The sequence below is a fragment of the Paludisphaera sp. genome (assembly GCF_037189885.1).
Classification (GTDB): Bacteria; Planctomycetota; Planctomycetia; order Isosphaerales; family Isosphaeraceae; genus Paludisphaera.
Genome location: NZ_JBBCIR010000005.1, coordinates 68,859 through 88,350, shown reverse-complemented (window position 1 = coordinate 88,350; position 19,492 = coordinate 68,859). Strand labels below are relative to the sequence as shown.

Sequence of the window (19,492 nt, the reverse complement as noted above, 5' to 3'; positions counted from 1 at the left end):
GGCATGCGACGGATGATGATGCGGGCGATGCTGGGGGCGGCGTGCCTGGGGCTCGGCGTCGGCGCCGAGGCGGCCGAGAAGCTGAAGGTCCTGATCATCGAGGGTCAGAACAACCACTCGTGGGAGACGACCACGCCGATCCTCAAGGAGGCGCTGGAGAAGTCGGGGCGGTTCGAGGCGTCGGTGGCCAGGACCCCGCCGGCCAAGGCGCCGGCATCGGCCTGGGACTCGTTCCGGCCGGAGTTCAAGGCGTTCGACGTCGTCCTGACCAACTACAACGGAGAGCCCTGGCCCGCCCCGGTCCGCGAGGCGCTCGAGGGGTACGTCGCCGGCGGGGGCGGCCTGGTGGTGATGCACGCGGCGAACAACGCCTTCCCCGAATGGCCGGCGTACAACGAGATGATCGGCCTGGGGTGGCGCGACGCGGCCTTCGGCGACCGGGTTACCGTCGACGACTCGGGCAACGTCGTCCGAACGCCGAGGGGGGATGGCCCCGGCTCCGGCCACGGCCCGCGGCACGCCTACACCGTCGACGTCCGCAATGCCGAGCATCCCATCACCAAGGGTCTGCCGTCGAAGTGGACCCACGCCGTCGACGAGCTGTACCACGGCCAGCGCGGGCCGGCGAGGAACATGGAGGTGCTCGCCACCGCCTTCTCCGACGAGGCCCAGGGGGGGACCGGGACGAACGAGCCGCTGCTCTGGACCGTCGCCTTCGGCGAGGGCCGCGTCGCGGTCAACGTCATGGGGCACGCCTGGGGGGACGACGTGGGCCCCATCGAGGCCCCGGACTTCCGCGCCCTGATCGTCCGCGCGGCCGAGTGGGCGGCCACCGGCGCGGTGACGGTCCCCGTCCCGGACGACTTCCCGACCGTCGCGAAGTGACCCGCCCGATCGACTCGCCCCCACCGCCGGGTTAGAATCGTCGCCGCCGATGACGACCGACGCCCGACGACGGGGGTGCCATGCCAGACCAGGGATTCCAGCCGACCCGCGACGAGATCCACGAGGCCCCCGAGGAGGCCGTCGCGACGACGGCCGAGCCCCCGCCGAAGCCCCCGCGGCTCGTCTCCATCGACGCGCTCCGGGGCTTCGACATGTTCTGGATCATGGGGGGGGACGCCCTGGCGCGGGCCCTCTGCCGGTGGTGGGGGACGCCCGAGGCCGCGACGCTCGGCGAGCAGTTCCAGCACGTCGACTGGGAAGGGTTTCGGTTCTACGACCTCATCTTCCCCCTCTTCCTGTTCGTCGTCGGCGCGGTGATCCCGTTCTCGCTGAAGAAGTACCAGACCGGCGAGCACCCCCGGAAGCATGCCCTCGCCCGCACCGCCCGCCGCGTGGCCCTGCTGCTCGTCCTGGCGTTCCTGTACAACGGCGTCCAGACGTGGGACTTCGCCGAGTTGCGATACGTCGGCGTGCTCCAGCGGATCGCGATCTGCTACGGGGTCGCCGCGGTCATTTACATGTTCATCCGGACGCGCGGGCTGGCGATCCTGGTCGCGGCGATCCTGCTGGGCTACTGGGCCCTCCTGGGGCTGACCCCCGCGCCCGAGACCGGCGTCCGGGGCGATTACAGCAAGGAGACCAACCTCGCCGGCTGGGTCGACCGCCAGGTCCTGCCGGGCAAGATCCTGAAGAGCTATTACGGCTTCGGCGACAACGAGGGGCTCCTCTCGACCATCCCGGCCGTCGCAACCACCCTGCTGGGCGTGCTGGCCGGCGAGTGGCTCCTCTCGGCGCGGGGGGGCGGCGCGAAGGCCGTCGGCCTGCTGGCGGCGGGGACGGTCGCGGTCGCCGCGGGCTACGCCTGGGGGGAGGTCTTCCCGATCATCAAGAACCTGTGGACCAGCTCGTTCGTCCTGGTCTCCGGGGGTTTCAGCCTGCTGCTGCTGGGGCTCTTCTACCTGGTCATCGACGTCTGGAAGCTGCGCGGCTGGTCGTTCTTCTTCGTCGTGATCGGCGTGAACGCGATCACGATCTACATGGCCGGGCGGATCATCCCCTTCGGGACGATCCGCGACTTCTTCCTGAGCGGGACGCTGGAGATGCTGAGCCCCCCCGTCGCGGCGATCGTCGGGGCGGTCGGCACGCTCGTCCTCAAGTGGCTGTTCCTCTACCACCTCTATCGGACGAAGACGTTCCTGCGCGTCTGACGCCTCTCCGCCGGGGGCGCGGCGGCGAGCCGGCGGCGCGTTGCGTCGGCCCCGCGCCGGGTTTACGATGGGCCGCGTCCCGCCCGCCATCCCGCCATCCGAGATCGGAGAAAGCCCCATGCCCGCCCATCTTCCGATGAATCGTCGCGCCCTCCTGAAGGGGATGGCCGCCGCCTTCGCCGCGCCGGCCGTCCTCCGCCGTCACGCGCTCGCCGCGCCCAGCGAGACGGTGCGGCACGCCAGCTTCGGGGCCTCCGGGATGGCGCTGGCTGACGTGCGGAGCCTGGCGTCGAGCCCCCACTTCAAGCTCGTCGCCGTGGCCGACGTCGACCTCTCCCGCGTCGGGGAGATCAAGGAGCTGTTCCCCGAGGTCAAGGTCTATCAGGACTGGCGGAAGCTGCTGGACGAGGAGAAGGGGCTGGACTCGGTCAACATCTCCACGCCCGACCACATGCACGCCCCGATCACCATGAGCGCGATGCAGCGCGGCCTGCACGTCTACACCCAGAAGCCGCTGACGCAGACGATCCACGAGGCCCGCCGGCTGACCGAGTTCGCGGCCGAGAACCCGAAGATCGTCACCCAGATGGGGATCCAGATCCATTCGCACCCGGTCCACCGGCAGGTCGTGGCGACGATCCAGTCGGGGGCGATCGGCAAGGTGAGGGAGATCCACAGCTGGAGCGGCAAGGGGTGGGGCGACCGCAATCCCCGTCCCGACCGCGTCGACCCCGTGCCGGCCGGTCTGGACTGGGACGGCTGGCTGGGCGTGGCCTCCGATCGGCCCTTCATCAAGGACTACTACCACCCCGGCGAGTGGCGGAAGCGGCTCGACTTCGGCACCGGCACGTTCGGCGACATGGGCTGCCACATCCTGGACCCCGTCTTCGAGTCGACCGGGCTGACCAAGCCCAAGTCGATCCGGTCGCTCCTCGACGGCCCCGGCCAGGACTCGTGGAGCCTGGACGTCCACGTCCATTACGTCTTCCCCCAGACGCCGCACACCACCGAGGAGCTGTCGCTCCACTGGTACAACGGCGACGTCCGCCCGCCCGAGGAGGTCACGGCCCTGCTCGGCGGGCGCGAGATGGCGTATCAGGGCTCGCTCTACATCGGCACCGACGGCGTGCTGTACTCGCCGTACATCGACAGGCCTGTGCTGCTGCCGGAGGACAAGTTCAAGGAGACGAAGCTCCCCGAGCCGGGCGGCGCCGACCACTACCGCCAGTTCGTCGACGCCTGCCGCGGCGAGGGGGAGACGTCGGCCCCGTTCGCCTTCGCCGGCCCGCTGACGGAGATGGTGCTGCTCGGCTGCCTCGCCACCCGGTTCCCGAACGAGACCCTGCGGTGGGATCCCGCCGCGATGAAGGTCCTGAACCTGGACGAGGCGAACGCCTTCGTCACCAAGACCTACCGCAAGGGCTGGGAGGTCGAGGGCCTCTGACGCGGGCCGATCCGGCCCCGACGGCACGTCCCGTGCAAGATGCGGAGACGCGGCCGTGGGGGCCGGAGGCAACCCGTTGAACGAGGCGATGATGGCGCTGACGCAGAAGCAGTTGGAGCGGTTCCGGCACGTCCTCGAGGCGATGGACCGTCGGCTGAGCGGGGAGATCCAGAGCCTGGAGGAGCAGGCCCGGACGGGGCTCGGCGGGGAAGCGGGGGGGAACCTCTCCAACGCCCCGATGCACCTGGCCGACCTGGGGACCGAGCAGTACATGCAGGAGCTGAACGCGACCCTGCTGGAGAACCAGGAATACCTCACCCATGAGGTCCGCGACGCCCTGGGGCGGCTGGACCGCGGCGCTTATGGCTCGTGCGAGCGTTGCGGCAAGGCGATCATCTCGGAGCGGCTCGCGGCGCTCCCCTACACCCGCTATTGCACCCCCTGCTCGGCCGAGGTCGGCGACGGGGCGACGGCGAACCTGAACTCGGGACGCCCCGACTCCATGGGGGGCCTGGAGCGCCGCCACGGCGCGGCCGGGGTCGACCCGTCGGCCGTCGGGGACGCCGACCGGCCGGGCGTCGGCGCCGGGGCCCGTCGGGGCGGCAATCCCGACGTCCACGCGGCCGGGACCGCCGGCGGCGGCACGGCGGTCGGCGGCCTGGCCGGCACGAACATCGGCGACGGCGACCCCGACGACGGCGACCTCGAGGACGCCATGGGGAGCGGCGAGTTCGACCAGGAGCTGGACGACGACCACGAGGACACGTCGGCCTACTCCGGCCCGACCGGCGGCGCCGTCGGCGGGGCCGTGGCCGACGGCCGCGCCATCGGCGGCAAGACCGGCGGCGGCCTCGCCCCGCGCCCCGGCCCCGGCGACAGCCCCACCGGCGACTGAACCCCGCGCGGGCGGTTGGCTTCGTTCGCGCGCCGCGATATTCCGGGGTTTGTTCGTAAGTTCGGTTCGTGGCGTGGATTGCGTGGGTTTCGCGTTGGCTTCGTTCGTCGTTTTCGAACGATGCTTCTCGCTTTCCACGGTCGAGATGATGACCGACGCGGCCGGTGAACCTGGAGACCCCCCCAGCGTCCTCGCCGGCCGTCATTCCTTTTCGGGCAGGCCCTTCCCCTCGGTGAGGCACTATCCCCGCGAGGCCGGGAGCGGTTGGCTTCGTTCGCGCGCCGCGCTGTTCGGAGGTTTGGCCGTAACTCCTGTTTTGGTGGTGGATTGAGTGGGTTTTGCGTTGGCTTCGTTCGTCTTTTTGAATGATGTTCTCGGCCCGTTCGCCACCCCTCGCCATGTTCATCCGAGCGTGAATCGCGAGCCCGCTCCCCCGCCGGGCTGACGCCCTGTCGCTTACGGAATGGGCCCCGCGCAACGTTCGCCGGCCGTCGCCAGGCGTCCCTCCTCCCGCGAGGGGAGAAGGGGGATGTCTATCACCCGGGCGGTGTGTCCCCATCGAAGAGGCGTCTTCGGGAACCCATGGGTCGCCGTCGGCCCGTGCTAGCGTGCCCGCGGCGGCCTCCGCGCGGGCCGTCCCTATCTCCGGTGGCCCGGTTTCGATCCTGGCGGCTTGTCAAGGAGCATGGGAACATCGATCATCCCTATGCTCCGCGGCCGGGGGGGCGGGATTTCAGGATTCCGTCGCCCGATCGAAAATTCTCCGGAGGATCGCCCCATGCCCGGCACTTCCGAAGCAGACTTCCCGCACGAGAATCAGACCCGTAAGTGGTATGCCGGCTTCGCGGGGCGGCGACTGGAGTACTGGGCGTTCCGGACGCTGGCCGAGGCCCGCGCGCGGCCCGACGTCGTCGCGGTGCTGGACCTGGACGCGGATGCGTATGACCCCCTCGCCACCTTCCCCGCGCGGAGGGTCGAGGCCGACCCGGCGGCGCTGGATCGGCTGCGCGTCGACCTGGGGATGCTCCTGGCTCGCGTCATGGAGCCCGAGACGCCGGACCTGGAGGGCCGCGTCCGGTACGAGACGGCCGCGGTCCTGGAACTTTGTGATGTAGCAAGTCGGCTCGGCGGCGTCGTGCTCCACCAGGGGCTGCGGCCTTTCGGCCTGGAGTCGGATGTCGAGGCCGTGTTCCTCGGGGTCAGGGAGGATCTCGCCCCAGAGTCCCGCCGTCGCGTCGACCTCCTGCTGGCGTGGTGGGAGGCCGTCGGCCGGGGGGACGTCGACGCTGTTCGCGAGCTGATCGACCGGGGCGTCCCTGTCGGCTCCAGGGATCGATACGGCCCCAGCGCCCTGGGTACGGCGGCCGCCAGGGGCGACGTCGCGATGGTCCGCCTCTTGCTGGATCGCGGGGCCGATCCCAACCAGCCCGACGCAAGGGGCCGGACGCCGACGACCGATGCCGCCGACCGCGCCAGCACCCTGGGAGGCGAATACGGCGACGAGATCTTGCGCCTGCTGATCGAGGCGGGGGGGCACCTCGGTTTCCGCGAGGCCGTCATCCTCGGCGACGTGGAGCTAGCCCGGAGCATCCTCGACGCCGACCCGGCGATCGACGTCTCCGGCGACGCGGGCGTCTGCTGGTCCGACAACTACCTCATGGTGGCGGCCTCGTTCGGCCGGTTGGAGATGGCGCGGTTCCTGCTCGACCGGGGCGCCGACGTCCACGCGACCGATGACGACGTCGACTACTCGGCCCTCGGCCTGGCCGCCTCGAACGGGCGGGCCGACATCGCCGCCCTGCTGCTGGATCGCGGAGCCGACCCCAATCGCGGCGGCGGGAACGGATTCGCCCCCCTAGCCAACGCCGCCGAACGGGGCCATGCCGACGTCTTCCGGCTGCTCCTGGAGCGCGGCGCGCGTCGCACCCTGGCCGACGCCGTCTTCCTGAACGACGCGGAGATGGTCGCGAAGCTGCTGCCGGCCGCCAAGGAGGACGGCCCCGATCTCGATACACTCCTCTTCCACTGCGGGCGCCGCCTCGCCGATTGCGACCTCCACGTGCTCCGGCCCCTCCTGCGCGCCTGGTCCGAAGGGGGCGGGGCCCTGGGGAACCCGGAAGTGCTCCCCCAGGCCGCCGCGATGGGGCGGCTGGACGTCGCGCGGCTCCTCGTCGAACACGGCTTCAACCCGGGCGAGCCCGACCGTGACGGCGTGACGCCCGCGGTGCATGCCGAGCGCGCCGGGCACGCCGAGGTCGCGGAATTCCTCCGCGCCGCTGCTCGTGACCGCCGGGCCTGAGCCCTCGCGACCGTTGCCCGTCGCGATCGATAACTTCCTGGAGGCCCGATCCATGGTGGACGCCCCCGAAGCGTGGCCCCCGCGCGAGAACCGGACTCGGAAGTGGTCCGCCGAGCAGCTCTATAAGCGGGAGTACCGTGCGTTCCGGACGATGGCCGAGGCGCGCGAACATCCCGACGCCGTCGCGGTGCTGGACCTGGACGCGGATTGGATCGAGCCCCTGGCCACGTTCCCCGCGCGGAGGGTCGAGGCCGACGCGGCGGCGCTGGAGCGGCTGCGCGTCGACCTGGGGGCGATCCTCGCGCGCGTCATGGCCGCGGATATGCCATCCGCCGAGGGTCGCGTCCGATACGAGGCGGCCGCGGTCCTTGAGGAAATGGACGACATGCCCCGGCTCGACGGCGTCGTGCTCAATTCGGAATTGCGTCACCTCGGCCTGGAGTCGGAGGTCGAGGCCGTGTTCCTCGGTGTCGAGGCGGCCATCGATCCCGACCACCGTCGCCGCGTCCCCCTCCTGCTGGCGTGGCGGGAGGCCGTCGATCGGGGCGATGTCGACGCCGTCCGTGAGCTAATCGACCGGGGGGTCCCGGTCGGCTCCGTGCTCCGATTCGGCGGCACCGCCCTGGGCGCGGCGGCCAATCAGGGGGACGTCGCGATGCTCCGCCTCCTGCTGGGGCGCGGGGCCGATCCCAACCAGCCCGACGAGAGAGGTCGGACTCCGATGACCTGGGCCGCGATGCACGTCAACCGTTCGGGCCGGGACTCCGAGGACGAGACCCTTCGGCTGCTGATCGAGGCGGGGGGCCGCCTCGGTTTCCGCGAGGCCGTTATCCTCGGCGACGTGGAGCTAGCCCGGAGCATCCTCGACGCCGACCCGACCATCGACGTCTCCGCCAACTCGGGCCTGAGCTACTCCTATCCCTTCCTCATGGTCGCGACCTTCTTCGGCCGGTTGGAGATGGCGCGGTTCCTGATCGACCGGGGCGCCGACGTCCACGCGACCGACGACGACGTCCGTTACACCGCCCTGGGCGTGGCCGCCTTGGATGGTCGGGCCGACATCGCCGCCCTGCTGCTGGACCACGGCGCGGACCCGAGCCATGTCGACTGGACTGACTTTACCCCCCTCGCCCGCGCTTCCGAGGGAGGCCACGCGGACGTCGTCCGGCTGCTCGTGGAGCGAGGCCCCCGTCGCACCCTCGCGGACGCCATCTTCCTGAACGACGCGTCTCTGATCGCGGAGCTGCTGCCGACGGTCGAGAAGCAGGCCCTCGATTCGATCCTCTCCAAATGCTCACTCCACCTCGCCCGTTGCGACGTGGCCACGCTGCGGCTGCTCCTTCGAGCCTGGTCGGCCCAACCGGACCGATACCTGCGCCACGAAGACATCCTGGGCCAGGTCGCCGCGATGGGGCGGCTCGACGTCGTCCAACTCCTCCTCGAACACGGGTTCGACCCGGGCAAGCCCGACGAGGACGGCGCGACGCCCGCGGAGCACGCCGAGCGCGCCGGGCGCGCCGAGGTCGCGGCGCTATTGCGCGCCGCCGCCGCGCGCGACCGCGAGGCTTGAACTCCTCGCGGCCGTCCCGCCGTGGCGTGGCCCTCGATCATGAGGCCTGGACATCAAGGCGGCCATCATGACGTCCTTCCCCCCTCGCGGGGGAAGGTGGCCCGGAGGGCCGGATGAGGGGGAAGACGAGCGCGACGACCGGCGGGATTCGGGCGGGCCGGTCGGGCGGGCCGTTGGACTCCAATAGCGCCCATGCTCGTCGTCCCCCTCTCATGACCGCTTCGCGGTCTGTCCTCCCCCGCGAGGGGGGAAGACCGTCATCAATAATCGCTTGGCCGTATCCGCGATTGACGGCGGGCCGCCGGGGCGGTGACTCGGGGTCCGGCGGGGGGTACGATCGGGGGCGTCTCGACGACGAGGCGGACTCTCCCCGCATCGAAGGAGGTTGATGAGATGGCACGGCGGTTCGCGATGGTGGCGGTGGTGTTGTGGACGGCGGCGGTCTCGGCGCGCGCCGAGGAGGCGATGTTCCCCCTGATGGCCTGGGGGCACACCCCCGGCGACCCGGCGGTGCTGAAGCGGATGCGCGAGTGCGGCATCACCGTCGCGGGGTTCGTCGACCCCAAGGCGCTCGACGCCTGCCGCGACGCCGGGCTCAAGGCGATCGTCGCCGACCCGCGCACGGCGGGCTACGACTGGCTGAACGTCGACCCGGCCGTCGCGCGGGCGAACGTCGAGGCGCTGACGAAGGAGGTCAAGGACCACCCGGCGGTGTACGGCTACCTCCTGCGCGACGAGCCGTCGGCCGCGATGTTCCCCGGGCTGGCGGCGGTCTCCGAGGCGGTCAAGGAGTTCCACCCCGGCGCGTGGCCCTACATCAACCTCTTCCCGAACTACGCCGAGCCCGAGCAGCTCGGCACGCCGGACTACGAGTCGCACATCAAGGCGTTCGTGGAGACCTGCAAGCCGACCCAGCTCAGCTACGACCACTACGCGCCGTTCGAGGGGGGCGGGCTCCGCGAGAGCTACTTCGCCAACCTGGAATCGATGCGGAACGCCGGGCTGGAGCACGAGCTCCCGTTCTGGAACATCGTGCTGACCTCGGCCCACTTCAACTATCGCGAGACCACCGACGCCGACGTCCGGTTCCAGATCTTCACGTCGCTGGCCTACGGGGCGCGCGGGATCGCCTTCTTCACCTACTTCACGCCCAACTGGGGCAACTACCGGCTGGGGCCGATCGACCAGTTCGGCAACGAGACGCCGACCTGGGGCAAGCTGCGGACGGTCAACCTCCAGGTCGAGAAGCTGGCGCCGACGCTCCTGAAGCTGCGGTCCGACCGCGTCTACCACCACGGCGACGTCCCCCAGGGGGCCCAGGCGCCGCCGGCCGACTCGCTCGTCGAGGAGATCGGCGGGCCCATGCTCGTGGGGGAGTTCACGCACGAGGACGGCTCGCGATACCTCATGATCGTCAACAAGAGCTTCACCGACTCCGCCCCCTGCCGGCCGGAGCTCCGGGCGGAGGCGAAGCTGGAGCAGGTCTCCCCCTACACCGGCCGGACGGGGCCGTTCGGCGGTGAGGGGGTCTGGCTGGCGCCGGGCCAGGGGACGCTGCTGAGGATCGCGCCCTGAACGACGAGGTGGGCCGCCGGGGCGGGCCGGGGCGCGGCGAGCGGCCTCGTCCCGGCGCGGTCTGGGATCGTCGTCCGCGGCGACGCTACAATATCGGGCGTGATGTCCCGGGGCGAGTGGTCCCGTCGACTTCGGTATCCTCGGGGGGCGTCGGCGGCTCGGCCGGGGCGTCCCCCGCGCGTCGTGGGGGATGTGGGAATGAAGACATTGGTCACCGGCGGCGCCGGGTTCATCGGGTCGCATCTCGTCGACCGGCTGCTGGCCGACGGCGGCCGGGTGACGGTCCTGGACAACTTCGACCCGTTCTATCCCGAGGCGATCAAGCGCGCGAACCTGGCCGATGCCGCGCGCTCGCCCCGGTTCCGGCTGGTCGAGGCGGACATCCGGGACGCCGAGGCGGTCGACCGCGTGGCGCGCGAGACGGCCCCCGACGCGATCGTCCACCTGGCCGCGATGGCCGGCGTCCGGCCGAGCATCGAGCGGCCGGCGGTGTACGCCGACGTCAACGTCGTCGGCACCGTGCGGCTGATGGAGGCCGCGTGCCGGGTCGAGCCGCGGCCGAGGTTCGTCTACGCCTCCAGCTCCAGCGTCTACGGCGACCGCGACACGGCCCCGTTCCGCGAGAGCGACCCGGTGGACGACCCCGTCAGCCCCTACGCCGCGAGCAAGAAGGCGTGCGAGCTGATGGCCCACGCCTTCCAGCACCTGCACGGGCTCCCCGTGACCGGCCTGCGGTTCTTCACCGCCTACGGCCCGCGCAACCGGCCCGACCTGGCGATCGCCAAGTTCGCCGACCTGATCGAGCGCGGGCGCCCCGTCCCCATGTTCGGCGACGGCTCGACCCGGCGGGACTACACCTACGTCGGCGACATCGTCGACGGCATCGTCGCCGCGATCGAGAATTGCCGGGGGTGTCACCTCTACAACCTGGGGAACTCCAGCCCGATCGCCCTGCGCGACATGATCGCGGCGATCGGCGAGGCGGTGGGCAAGGAGCCGATCGTGGAGCGGCACCCGGAGCAGCCCGGCGACGTGCGGCAGACCTACGCCGACGTCTCCCGCGCCGAGGCCGAGCTGGGATACCGGCCGCGGACCACCTTCGCCGAGGGCCTGCGGCGGTACGTCGAATGGCGGCGGGCCGCGACCTGATCGGGCGTGGCCCGCGGGGGGGCGTCAGGGGGCGGCGGCGGCCTTGAAGGCGGCGTGGAGCGCGTCCTTGAGCTTGTCCTTCTCGGCGTCGGGTAGGCCGGGATCGGCCTCGACGGCGGTGGACAGTTTGGAGAGGACCTCCTGGAGCGACTGGCCCTCGATGAGGCCGGCCTTCCTGGCGGTGCTGGCGGCCAGCTCGTCGAGCGACATCCCCTTGCCGTCGGCCGGGGCGTCGTGGGAGAGGGCCTCCGGGCCGAGCCTGTCGACGATTTCCCGCTCCTTGTCGCCGTCGACGTCGCGCCCGCTCTTGGCGGCGGCCTTCGCCCTGGCGTCGGCCCGCGGCCGTTTCAGCGAGGCCTTGTAGCGCGTGAGCACCTCTTCCGAGAGGATCTCCGGGGTATACCGGGCCAGCTCCTTCAGGTGGGCCTCGTCGTCGGAGCAGCCCGCGACGAGGAGCGAGAGCGCCGTCATCAGCGCGGACGCGGCGTGGGCGAGTCTGGGCATGGTTCGGTCTCGCTGTGGTTCGGGCGGCTACCGCGCCCCGACGTCGGGGCGCGGGCGTGCCGGGGCGGGTCGGATCGGATCAGTAGGAGTCCGAGCCGATGACCTCGCCGCCGGCGCGGGTGCCGAGGGCCCACCAGGTCGGCAGGTTGATCGAGTTCTTGATGAACCGGACCGAGCCGTCCATCATGGCGGCCACGACGCCGCCGGGGTGGTTGCTCGTGGGATTCATGGCGCCGTCGCACTCCTCGCAGCGGAAGGTGTCGCTGTAGTAGCAGACGATGGGGGAGACGTTGGGGGGGAAGACGGTGGCGAAGGTGTGCTTCTGCCAGCCGTCGGAGAACGACCAGGTCATCCCCCGCTCCTCGGTCCAGGGGCCCCAGTTGTAGGCCGTCGCGAGCCCCTCGCGGACGACGACGTCGATGTAGGCGTCGTAGTTGTCCATGTAGTCGGAGTCGAGCGACCGCAGGTTCCGCCTCGGGTCCCTGTTCGAGGTCGTGCCGTTGGAGATCAGCGACTCGCTGAACGCCAGGGTGTTGGAGAGGCCGTCGGTGAAGGCCCCCAGCGGGAAGCTCTTGCTGGTGCCCTGCCGCCACCTGTCGCTCCACGGGCCCGCCCTGTTCATGCGGGAGGTGGAGATGAAGCCCGTCGGCGGCGGCGGGGCGGCGGAGTTCGTCGAGGGCGCGCCGGGCATCAGGTAGTTGCGGGGCACGCCGCAGCTCGCCACGTAGTTGAAGTTGCCCCAGTTCACTCCCGCGTACGTGTTCCTCTCGCCGTCGGACGGGCAGAGGAACGACGAGACCGACATCAGGTTCGACGTGATGTTGGGCCCGTTCCTCGTCGCGATCTCGGACCAGCCGGAGGAGTACGAGAAGTTCAGCGAGTTGTAGGCCGGCGTCTGCTCCACGAACGGCAGGATCACGCAGTACCACGAGCGGTTGCCCGACGCCCCGTTGCTCGGGCCGTCCCATTCGGCGGACTGCCGGAACATGTGCAGCGGCGTCGTCCCGTTGACGTCCATGTAGTTCGCCGCCGCCAGGCCGAGCTGCTTCAGGTTGTTGGTGCACTGGGCGCGGCGGGCGGCCTCGCGCGCCGCCTGGACGGCGGGGAGCAAGAGGGCGATCAGCACGGCGATGATCGCGATCACCACCAGCAGCTCGATCAGGGTGAAGCCGGGACGGGGTTGGCGCTTGGCGGATTCAATCGTCGAATGCATCATGGCGCGCTCCTCGTTGGGAAGGGATGACCGAGGTTGGGGGGCCCCACGTCACTCGGGCGGGATGGACGCGCTCGTTAAGTCCGATTGAATTAGTGCGCCGGGCGCGTCGTCGTCGCCACTGATCGGTCACCATAGTACGCGAACCGACGGGTTGCAAACAGGTTCCGGAAAGCCTCGTCGATTCGCCATGGCGGCATGTCCCGGTGATGGCGGGGGACGCGCGTCGCGGCGGCGCGATCATTGCGGAGCCGTCCCGGGGAGGGCGAATCGATGGCCAAGGGGCCCGAGGTGGTCGGCGGGACGGAGCCGTGGGACGCCGACGAGGCGTTCCGGAGGCTGCGCGAGGCGACGCGAGGGCGGCCGAAGGCGGCCGTGTTCGACCTCCGCGATCGGGGCTTCGGCGGCCCGTTCCAGATCCTCGTCGCGAGCCTGATCTCCGCCCGGACGCGGGACGAGGCCACGCTGGCCGTCTCCCTCCGGCTCTTCGCCGAGGCCCCGACGCCGGCCGATGTGCTGGCGCTTGGGGAGGATCGGCTGGCCGAGCTGATCCGGCCGGCGACGTTCGCCGAGACGAAGGCGCGCGACGTCGTGGAGATCGCCCGGCGGGTCCGCGACGAGCACGGCGGCGAGGTGCCGGCGACGATGGAGGGCCTGACGGCGTTCCGCGGCGTCGGCCCGAAGATCGCGGCGCTGACGCTGGCCGTGGCCTTCGGGACGCCGATCGTGCCGGTCGACGTCCACGTGCACCGGATCGCGAACCGATGGGGCCTGGTGGAGACGCGGACGCCCGAGAAGACGATGGAGGCGCTGGAGTCCGCGCTGCCGCGACGCTACTGGATCGAGACGAACGAGCTGCTGGTCCCGTTCGGCAAGTTCGTCTGCACGGGGGTCGCACCCCGGTGCTCGACGTGCCCGCTGCTCTCCATGTGCCGGAGGGTCGGGGTCGCGTCGAGCCGATGAGGGGGCGTCGCGTCAGGGGGTGGCGGGCGTGGCGACGCCGCCGCGGGAGCGCCACCATTCCTGGAGCCGCTTGAGGCGCAGGTGGTTGCGCTCGCGGCCGGTCTGGCTGTCGCGGTCGAAGGGGTTCATGTTCTCCTCGATCTGGGCGTACTCGACGGGGTCGATGTACCAGTTGAGGGTCTCGACGTTCTGGGAGGCCTGGCCGACCTGGATGGTGTCGCAGGTGAAGACGACGGTGCGGAAGAAGGCGTCGTCGCCGGTGAGGCGGCGGAACAGCTCGTGGAGCGTCTCCAGGTCCTCGTCGTTGCGGAAGAACATGGAGGACTCGCGGGCCATGGCGACCCCCTGGGCGGGGATGGCCACGGCGCGGGCGCCCTCGTTGAGCAGGGTGAGGAACCGGGGCATCAGGCCGACGCCCCAGGCGACCCAGTCGTAGATCTTGGCCGACGCCTTGGCCTCGGGCTTGGCGGGGGGGGCGTAGACCTCCTGGTCGAGGATCTTCAGCCGCTTCTCGTTGCGGAAGGCGCGGATCTGGACGACCAGCACGCCGGCGGCGTTGCGCCTGAGCCATTCGCGATGGCTGTTGATCCAGGAGGCGCCCAGGTTCACGCCGTAGTTGTCGTAATAGCCGGCGTCGACGACGTGGCGGGCGGGGAACGTGGGGAGGGCGACGACCGAGGTGATGAACGGGAACGTGGCGCTCATGCGGACGGCGGAGGCCAGCCTCAGGTGGTCCAGCGCCTGGTGGTCGGCGAACAGCTTGGAGAACTCCAGGGCGGAGAACGAGCTGAGCGAGGGGTACTCCAGGTCGTAGTCGACGACGTCGTCCTCGGTCTTGAGGGTGCCGTCCTTGTTGCGGGGCTTCCCCTCCAGGTAGCGCCGCACGAGGTCCTCGCGGCTCTCGTCCAGGAGCACCCCGTTGAGGTGGACGGTGAGGTCGGCCATCGGCATGTTGCCGATCAGGACCCGGCGGCCGTCCTCGACGAGCATCGGCGAGAAGACGATGGAGGGGATGGCCCCGGACAGCTCGCGGGGGGCGATCTGGCCGAAGGTCTTGTTCAGCTCCGGGGCGTACTCGGCCCAGGCGTCCTCCAGGACGTCGCCGCGGTTGTAGACCGGGAAGGGGAGCAGCGCGTTGGGGAAGAAGTCGCGGAAGGCGATCTGCCAGGCGATCGGCCCGAGGAAGTCGGGGTGGCGGCCCCCGGGGGGCAGGACGCGGTCGGCGTCCGGGGCGTCGTCGTGCAGGGCGACGTACCGCGCCGCGCCGAGCATGCCGCCGGAGGCGCCGGTGATGAGGCGGACGTGGCGATGGAAGCCGGGGAACGCCTCGTCGAGCTTGCGGAGGACGGTCTGGGTCCAGATCGAGGCGCGCAGGGCCCCGCCGCTGGTCGTCACCACGACGACGATCGGCTTGTTCGCCCCGCCGCCGACCGCCGCGCCCGGGGGGCCCCCCGCCCCGCCCCACCTCAGGCCCGACCGCCAGGCGTCGAGGATCTTCTCGCGCTCCACCTGGTCCTCGCGGCCGTCGGCCAGCTTGCGCGAGCGCTGGTAGTCCGCCAGGTCGACGACCTTGCCGTAGGGGTCGGGCTTGGACTCGCTGAGGCTCAGGTGGTAGCGGGCCTGCTCGCCGACGCTGGGGTAGAGGTCGGGCGAGCCGGGCGTCACGCCGGCCAGGTCGCGGACGACGACGTCGTAGTCGAGCGTCCCGGAGGCCGCCACCAGGGCCAGGACGATCCCGGCGAGGATCAGCCGCGACTTCCAGTGCCCGCGCACGCCCAGCCAGACGAGCGACGTCGCCATGACCCCCATCAGGATGCAGAGCGAGAAGGCCGGCGGGAACAGCCGCTGGGTGGCCGTCGGGAAGGTCCAGGCCGCCAGGTAGAGCAGGCCGACGATGATCAGCATGTTCTTGGCGTTGCCCCCCGGGTCGAGCCGCTCGGCGTCCAGCCGCCAGAGCTGCCGCGCGTCGAACTCCCGGCGGAGCGCCTGCCGGCGCAGCTCGTTGAGCCGGGTGGGGACGCGGGTCGTCACGACGAGGAGGGCCGTCGCGACGCCGGCGCCCAGGCCCAGCAGCCAGTCCGTCGCCGTCACGCCCTGCAGGGCGCCGGCGCGGATGGCCGGCAGGACGGCCGGCATCGCCAGCAGGAGCAGGGCCGGCGAGGCGGCGAAGAAGACGAAGCCGATCATCTGCCCGCTGGCCGTCGGCCGCTCGGGGACCAGGCGGTCCAGCCACGGCGGCAGGTACGCCTCCAGCGCCGGCGCCAGCCGGGCCCACAGGCGGTCCTCGGCGCGGGCCTCGTAGTCGCTGACGAAGACGAGGTAGGTCATCCAGAAGACGAACAGGACGGAGCCCATGCCCGCCATGAACTGGTCGCCGCGCTCGGGGCTCCAGAACAGGCCGGGCATCCCCATGCTGGAGAGGCCGCCGTAGATCAGCCAGACGAGGAAGGCGACCAGGAGCGTCGCGACCTGCGCCGCCAGGCCGCCGTGGATGGCGCGCCAGAGCATCGGGAACAGCCGCCAGTACGACGCCGCCGCCAGGGCTAGCACCGCCGTCAGGACGGTCCACTGCGAGTCGCTGTAGATCCGGGCCACGGTGGGGAGGTTGGAGTCGACCCCGCTGGCGCCGCCGCGGGCCACGGCCAGCACCTTCTGCGCGTCGACGGCCCCGGCCGGGGCCGCCGAGGTCGCGGCCGTCGTCGCCTCCGCGTCCTGGGTGGCGAACGACAGGACGAAGTTCAGGTAGAGCGGCGTCGCCGCCAGGATGATCCAGGCGAGCGCCGTCATGCGGAAGCCCCAGCCGTCGCCGCGCCACGGCCTCGGCGGCCCCACGCCCGTCGTCCCCTCGGCGTCCGTCGTCATGTCAGAGCCGTCCTCCCTGGCCTCGCGTCGTCGACGTCCCTGCCGACCCCCGGGCCTCCGCCCTCGATCGATCGTCCCGCATACGAAAGGATCATCACAATGCGGCAGACGCCCGGGGAAATCAAGGTCGATCGCGAAGGCGGCCCGCTCAGGCGCGGGCCGCCCGGGGGGCGCGGGCGAGGCTCAGGTCCCGATTCCGGGCGACCTGGGCGGCGACGGACTCCGGCATGCCCCCGCGCTCCAGGAGTCGGTCGGCGACGGCGACGGCCTCGGCGTGGTCGTCGGTGTAGTAGAGCGAGACGCCGTGCTCCATCTCCAGGAGGTAGTCGTACAGCGACCTCCAGACGAACAGCCGGGTGGGCGCCGGCGCGGGGATCCGCAGGGCCTGGCGGAAGAAGATCTGGGCCGTGGCGAACTCGCGGGCCCTCTGGTAGCGCATCGCGACGTGGTACAGCGGCTCGGCCCGGTGGGGGGAGTGCTGGAAGGCGGCCAGGTGATCGGCCATCACCTCCGGCCAGGCGTCTCCTCGGCGCTCGCGCAGGACGGCGACCTGGTGGAGCGAGTACCAGACCTCGTCCTCCCAGCCCCCCATCGTCGCGCGGCGGCGGTAGTGGCGGATCGCCAGGTCGAGGTCGCCGGCGTCGCGGTAGCTCTGGGCCAGGTAGAAGACGTTGCGGGCGTCGTCGGGGTCGTCGAGGAGCGCGCGCTCCAGCAGGAGGGCGTCGCGGCGGTAGGTGAGCGGGTCGCGGGCGCGGGCGCCGTCGTGGCTGACGACCGTCCTGATCCCCGCGAGGAAGGACGACGTCCGGGCCGTCGGGCAGGTCAGGTATTCGTGGAGCACCCCCTTGTAGCGCCAGGGGAGGGCGTTGCGGACGAACTGCTTGCGGTGGTAGCGGGTGGAGCCGTACTCCACCTCGATGTCGTGCGAGTCGGCCGTCAGGGCCGGGCGGACGAAGCCGGGGTCGGCCGCCAGCACCTCGTCGGCGTCGATCACGAAGGTGTACGCCGCGCGGTCGCGGGCGGCGTCCAGGGCCTCGTTGCGGTTGTGCGCGAAGTCGACCCAGGGGCGCTCGATCAGCGTCCCGGGGCGATCCGCGAGGGACTCGCGGACGAGGTCCTGGGTGCCGTCGGTCGAGCCGGTGTCGGCGACGACCCAGGCGTCGATGAACGGCAGGACCGACGCCAGGCAGCGGCGGATCACCGGGGCCTCGTCCTTGACGATCATGGCGAGGCATATGGTCGACTCGCGGGCGTGCATGCGGTTCCTCTCCCCGGTTGTTCGTCCGACGATGGCGTGGCCTCGACCGAGAGACCATAAGGCGCGAAGGGGGCGGGCCGGGGCCGAAGCGTCTGGAAAAGCCATTATCCGGCGCCGCGGGCGAAAAAAAGCTAGGGGCGGGCGCGACGGTTCTCAATCGTCGAAATGGCGTCCTAGGTTTGGCGATGTAGACCGTCCCCGCGGGGGTCGAGACGAAATGTGAATGAAAACCACAGGTGACCGTATGGCCGAAAAGCGCCGAAGCATCAAGTTCAAGGCCGATCTCCAGGGCGCCCTCGAGCGGCGGGTGGTGTTGAACGCGGCCCAGCCGGTCGCCCAGATCGCGGAGCTGGCCGCGGGGGCGACGATGCGGCGCGTCTCGATCGTGCCCCAGGGGACGCCGGCCCAGACGGAGGCCGTCGCGCAGCAGCCGACCGAGGACGGGGAAGGCGTCCCCATGGTCGCGTTCCGCGGCCGCGTCCCCGGCCCGGCCAACGGCGTCGTGACGCTGACGTTCCGCGTGTACGACAGGAGCCGCACGAACCTGCTGTTCGAGGAGACGCAGACGGTGACCGTCAGCCGGCGGACGTTCAGCGTCGCGCTGGGGGCCGCGACCCCCGGCGGCGTGCCGGCCGACCTCCTCGCCGGCGGCCAGGCGAGCTTCGTCACCTACGGCCGGCCGGGTGCCGATCGCCCCGTCGGCGTCGGCCCCATCGCGCCGGGGGCCGCGATCAACACCAACATCCCGGGCCCGCGGGGGCCCGTCGGCCCGCAAGGTCCCGTCGGACCGCAAGGCCCGGTCGGCCCGCGGGGGCCCGTCGGCCCGCGGGGCGAGGCCGGGATGCGCGGACCCGTCGGCCCTCGGGGGCCCGAGGGTCCCCAGGGCCCCGTCGGCCCGCGGGGCGAGCCCGGGATGCGCGGCCCCGCCGGCCCGCAAGGCGAGCATGGGGCGACCGGAGCGGCCGGCGAGCCGGGGGCGACCGGAGCGGCCGGCGAACCGGGGGCCACCGGAGCCCAGGGCGAGCCGGGAGCCACGGGAGCCACGGGAGCCACCGGGGCTACCGGAGTCCAGGGGGAGCCGGGCATCACCGGGCCCACCGGGCCGCAGGGGGAGCCGGGCGCGACCGGCGCCACCGGACCCCAGGGCGAGCCGGGCGCCACCGGCGCGACCGGCGCGGCGGGCATCGGCGCGATCAAAGACATCGCGTTCGCGTCCGGCGGTATCAGTTCCGTCGCGGTCTCGCCCATGGGGACCATCCTCTCGCCCACGGTCGGCGCGCTCGAGAGTCTCACGACCACCTCGACCAGCGACAGGATCGTCGTGAGGGCGGATATCCACTTCTCGGCCGCCCCGCCGGCCGGGATGTCGGTGAAGGTCTTGCTCGTCGTCAACGGCGGCGCGGTCGTTGAGACGTCCCTGGGATTCACGACCACGGTCGACGATCGGATGATCTCGATCAACGGCGTCCTCGAGGGGTTCGCCCCCGCCGACATCGCCGTCAGGCTGGGCCTCACCGATGCTTCGGGGATCGCGGAACTCACGGGCTTCTACATCACATCGTTCGTGGTGGATGGGCAGGACGGCCCCTGACGACGCCGGGCGTCCC

Annotated in this window: 14 protein-coding genes; 10 read left to right on the top strand and 4 right to left on the bottom strand. The window is 71.5% G+C overall.

The window, feature by feature from the left end:
* Positions 1 to 3 precede the first annotated feature (3 nt).
* The 8 genes from WG209_RS01925 (at position 4) to WG209_RS01890 (ending at position 11,085) form a co-directional block, all read left to right on the top strand.
* Positions 4 to 885, top strand: a complete 882-nt coding sequence (locus tag WG209_RS01925) for a ThuA domain-containing protein (RefSeq protein ID WP_337173302.1) — start codon at positions 4 to 6, stop codon at positions 883 to 885.
* A gap of 80 nt (positions 886 to 965) precedes the next feature.
* Positions 966 to 2,153 carry a DUF5009 domain-containing protein gene (locus WG209_RS01920; protein ID WP_337173301.1) on the top strand — a complete coding sequence of 396 codons (1,188 nt, stop codon included), beginning with the start codon at positions 966 to 968 and terminating at the stop codon, positions 2,151 to 2,153.
* Between the two features lie 118 nt (positions 2,154 to 2,271).
* Positions 2,272 to 3,597, top strand: coding sequence for a Gfo/Idh/MocA family oxidoreductase (locus WG209_RS01915; protein WP_337173300.1), 1,326 nt, complete (start codon positions 2,272 to 2,274; stop codon positions 3,595 to 3,597).
* 76 nt (positions 3,598 to 3,673) lie between these two features.
* Positions 3,674 to 4,492 (top strand): TraR/DksA C4-type zinc finger protein, encoded by an 819-nt coding sequence (locus WG209_RS01910; RefSeq protein WP_337173299.1) that lies wholly within the window; start codon positions 3,674 to 3,676, stop codon positions 4,490 to 4,492.
* Between the two features lie 778 nt (positions 4,493 to 5,270).
* Positions 5,271 to 6,791 carry an ankyrin repeat domain-containing protein gene (locus WG209_RS01905; protein WP_337173298.1) on the top strand — a complete coding sequence of 507 codons (1,521 nt, stop codon included), beginning with the start codon at positions 5,271 to 5,273 and terminating at the stop codon, positions 6,789 to 6,791.
* 52 nt (positions 6,792 to 6,843) lie between these two features.
* On the top strand, positions 6,844 to 8,361 hold the full coding sequence (locus tag WG209_RS01900; RefSeq protein WP_337173297.1) for an ankyrin repeat domain-containing protein: 1,518 nt from the start codon (positions 6,844 to 6,846) through the stop codon (positions 8,359 to 8,361).
* Between the two features lie 393 nt (positions 8,362 to 8,754).
* Positions 8,755 to 9,936, top strand: coding sequence for a hypothetical protein (locus WG209_RS01895; protein ID WP_337173296.1), 1,182 nt, complete (start codon positions 8,755 to 8,757; stop codon positions 9,934 to 9,936).
* Between the two features lie 198 nt (positions 9,937 to 10,134).
* On the top strand, positions 10,135 to 11,085 hold the full coding sequence (locus WG209_RS01890) for a GDP-mannose 4,6-dehydratase (RefSeq protein ID WP_337173295.1): 951 nt from the start codon (positions 10,135 to 10,137) through the stop codon (positions 11,083 to 11,085).
* Between the two features lie 24 nt (positions 11,086 to 11,109).
* On the opposite strand, the gene WG209_RS01885 is transcribed toward WG209_RS01890, so the two are convergent.
* Together WG209_RS01885 and WG209_RS01880 are read right to left on the bottom strand one after the other, a co-directional pair.
* Entirely contained in the window at positions 11,110 to 11,589 is a 480-nt protein-coding gene (locus tag WG209_RS01885; RefSeq protein ID WP_337173294.1) for a hypothetical protein, read from the bottom strand.
* Positions 11,590 to 11,668: 79 nt separating this feature from the next.
* Positions 11,669 to 12,805: a DUF1559 domain-containing protein gene (locus WG209_RS01880; protein ID WP_337173293.1), complete on the bottom strand. Its 1,137-nt coding sequence runs from the start codon at positions 12,803 to 12,805 to the stop codon at positions 11,669 to 11,671.
* A 270-nt stretch (positions 12,806 to 13,075) separates the two neighbouring features.
* Here WG209_RS01880 and nth point away from each other — a divergent pair, with 270 nt between their 5' ends.
* Positions 13,076 to 13,765 carry an endonuclease III gene (gene nth / locus WG209_RS01875; protein ID WP_337173292.1) on the top strand — a complete coding sequence of 230 codons (690 nt, stop codon included), beginning with the start codon at positions 13,076 to 13,078 and terminating at the stop codon, positions 13,763 to 13,765.
* 12 nt (positions 13,766 to 13,777) lie between these two features.
* On the opposite strand, the gene WG209_RS01870 is transcribed toward nth, so the two are convergent.
* Together WG209_RS01870 and WG209_RS01865 are read right to left on the bottom strand one after the other, a co-directional pair.
* Complete coding sequence (locus tag WG209_RS01870) at positions 13,778 to 16,627, bottom strand: hypothetical protein (RefSeq protein WP_337173291.1); 2,850 nt, start codon at positions 16,625 to 16,627, stop codon at positions 13,778 to 13,780.
* 148 nt (positions 16,628 to 16,775) lie between these two features.
* Positions 16,776 to 17,885, bottom strand: a complete 1,110-nt coding sequence (locus tag WG209_RS01865) for a glycosyltransferase (RefSeq protein WP_337173290.1) — start codon at positions 17,883 to 17,885, stop codon at positions 16,776 to 16,778.
* Between the two features lie 223 nt (positions 17,886 to 18,108).
* Between WG209_RS01865 and WG209_RS01860 the strand changes: the two genes are divergently transcribed.
* The gene (locus WG209_RS01860; protein ID WP_337173289.1) at positions 18,109 to 19,476 is read left to right on the top strand and encodes a hypothetical protein; all 1,368 of its coding nucleotides are present in this window, start codon (positions 18,109 to 18,111) and stop codon (positions 19,474 to 19,476) included.
* Positions 19,477 to 19,492 lie beyond the last annotated feature (16 nt).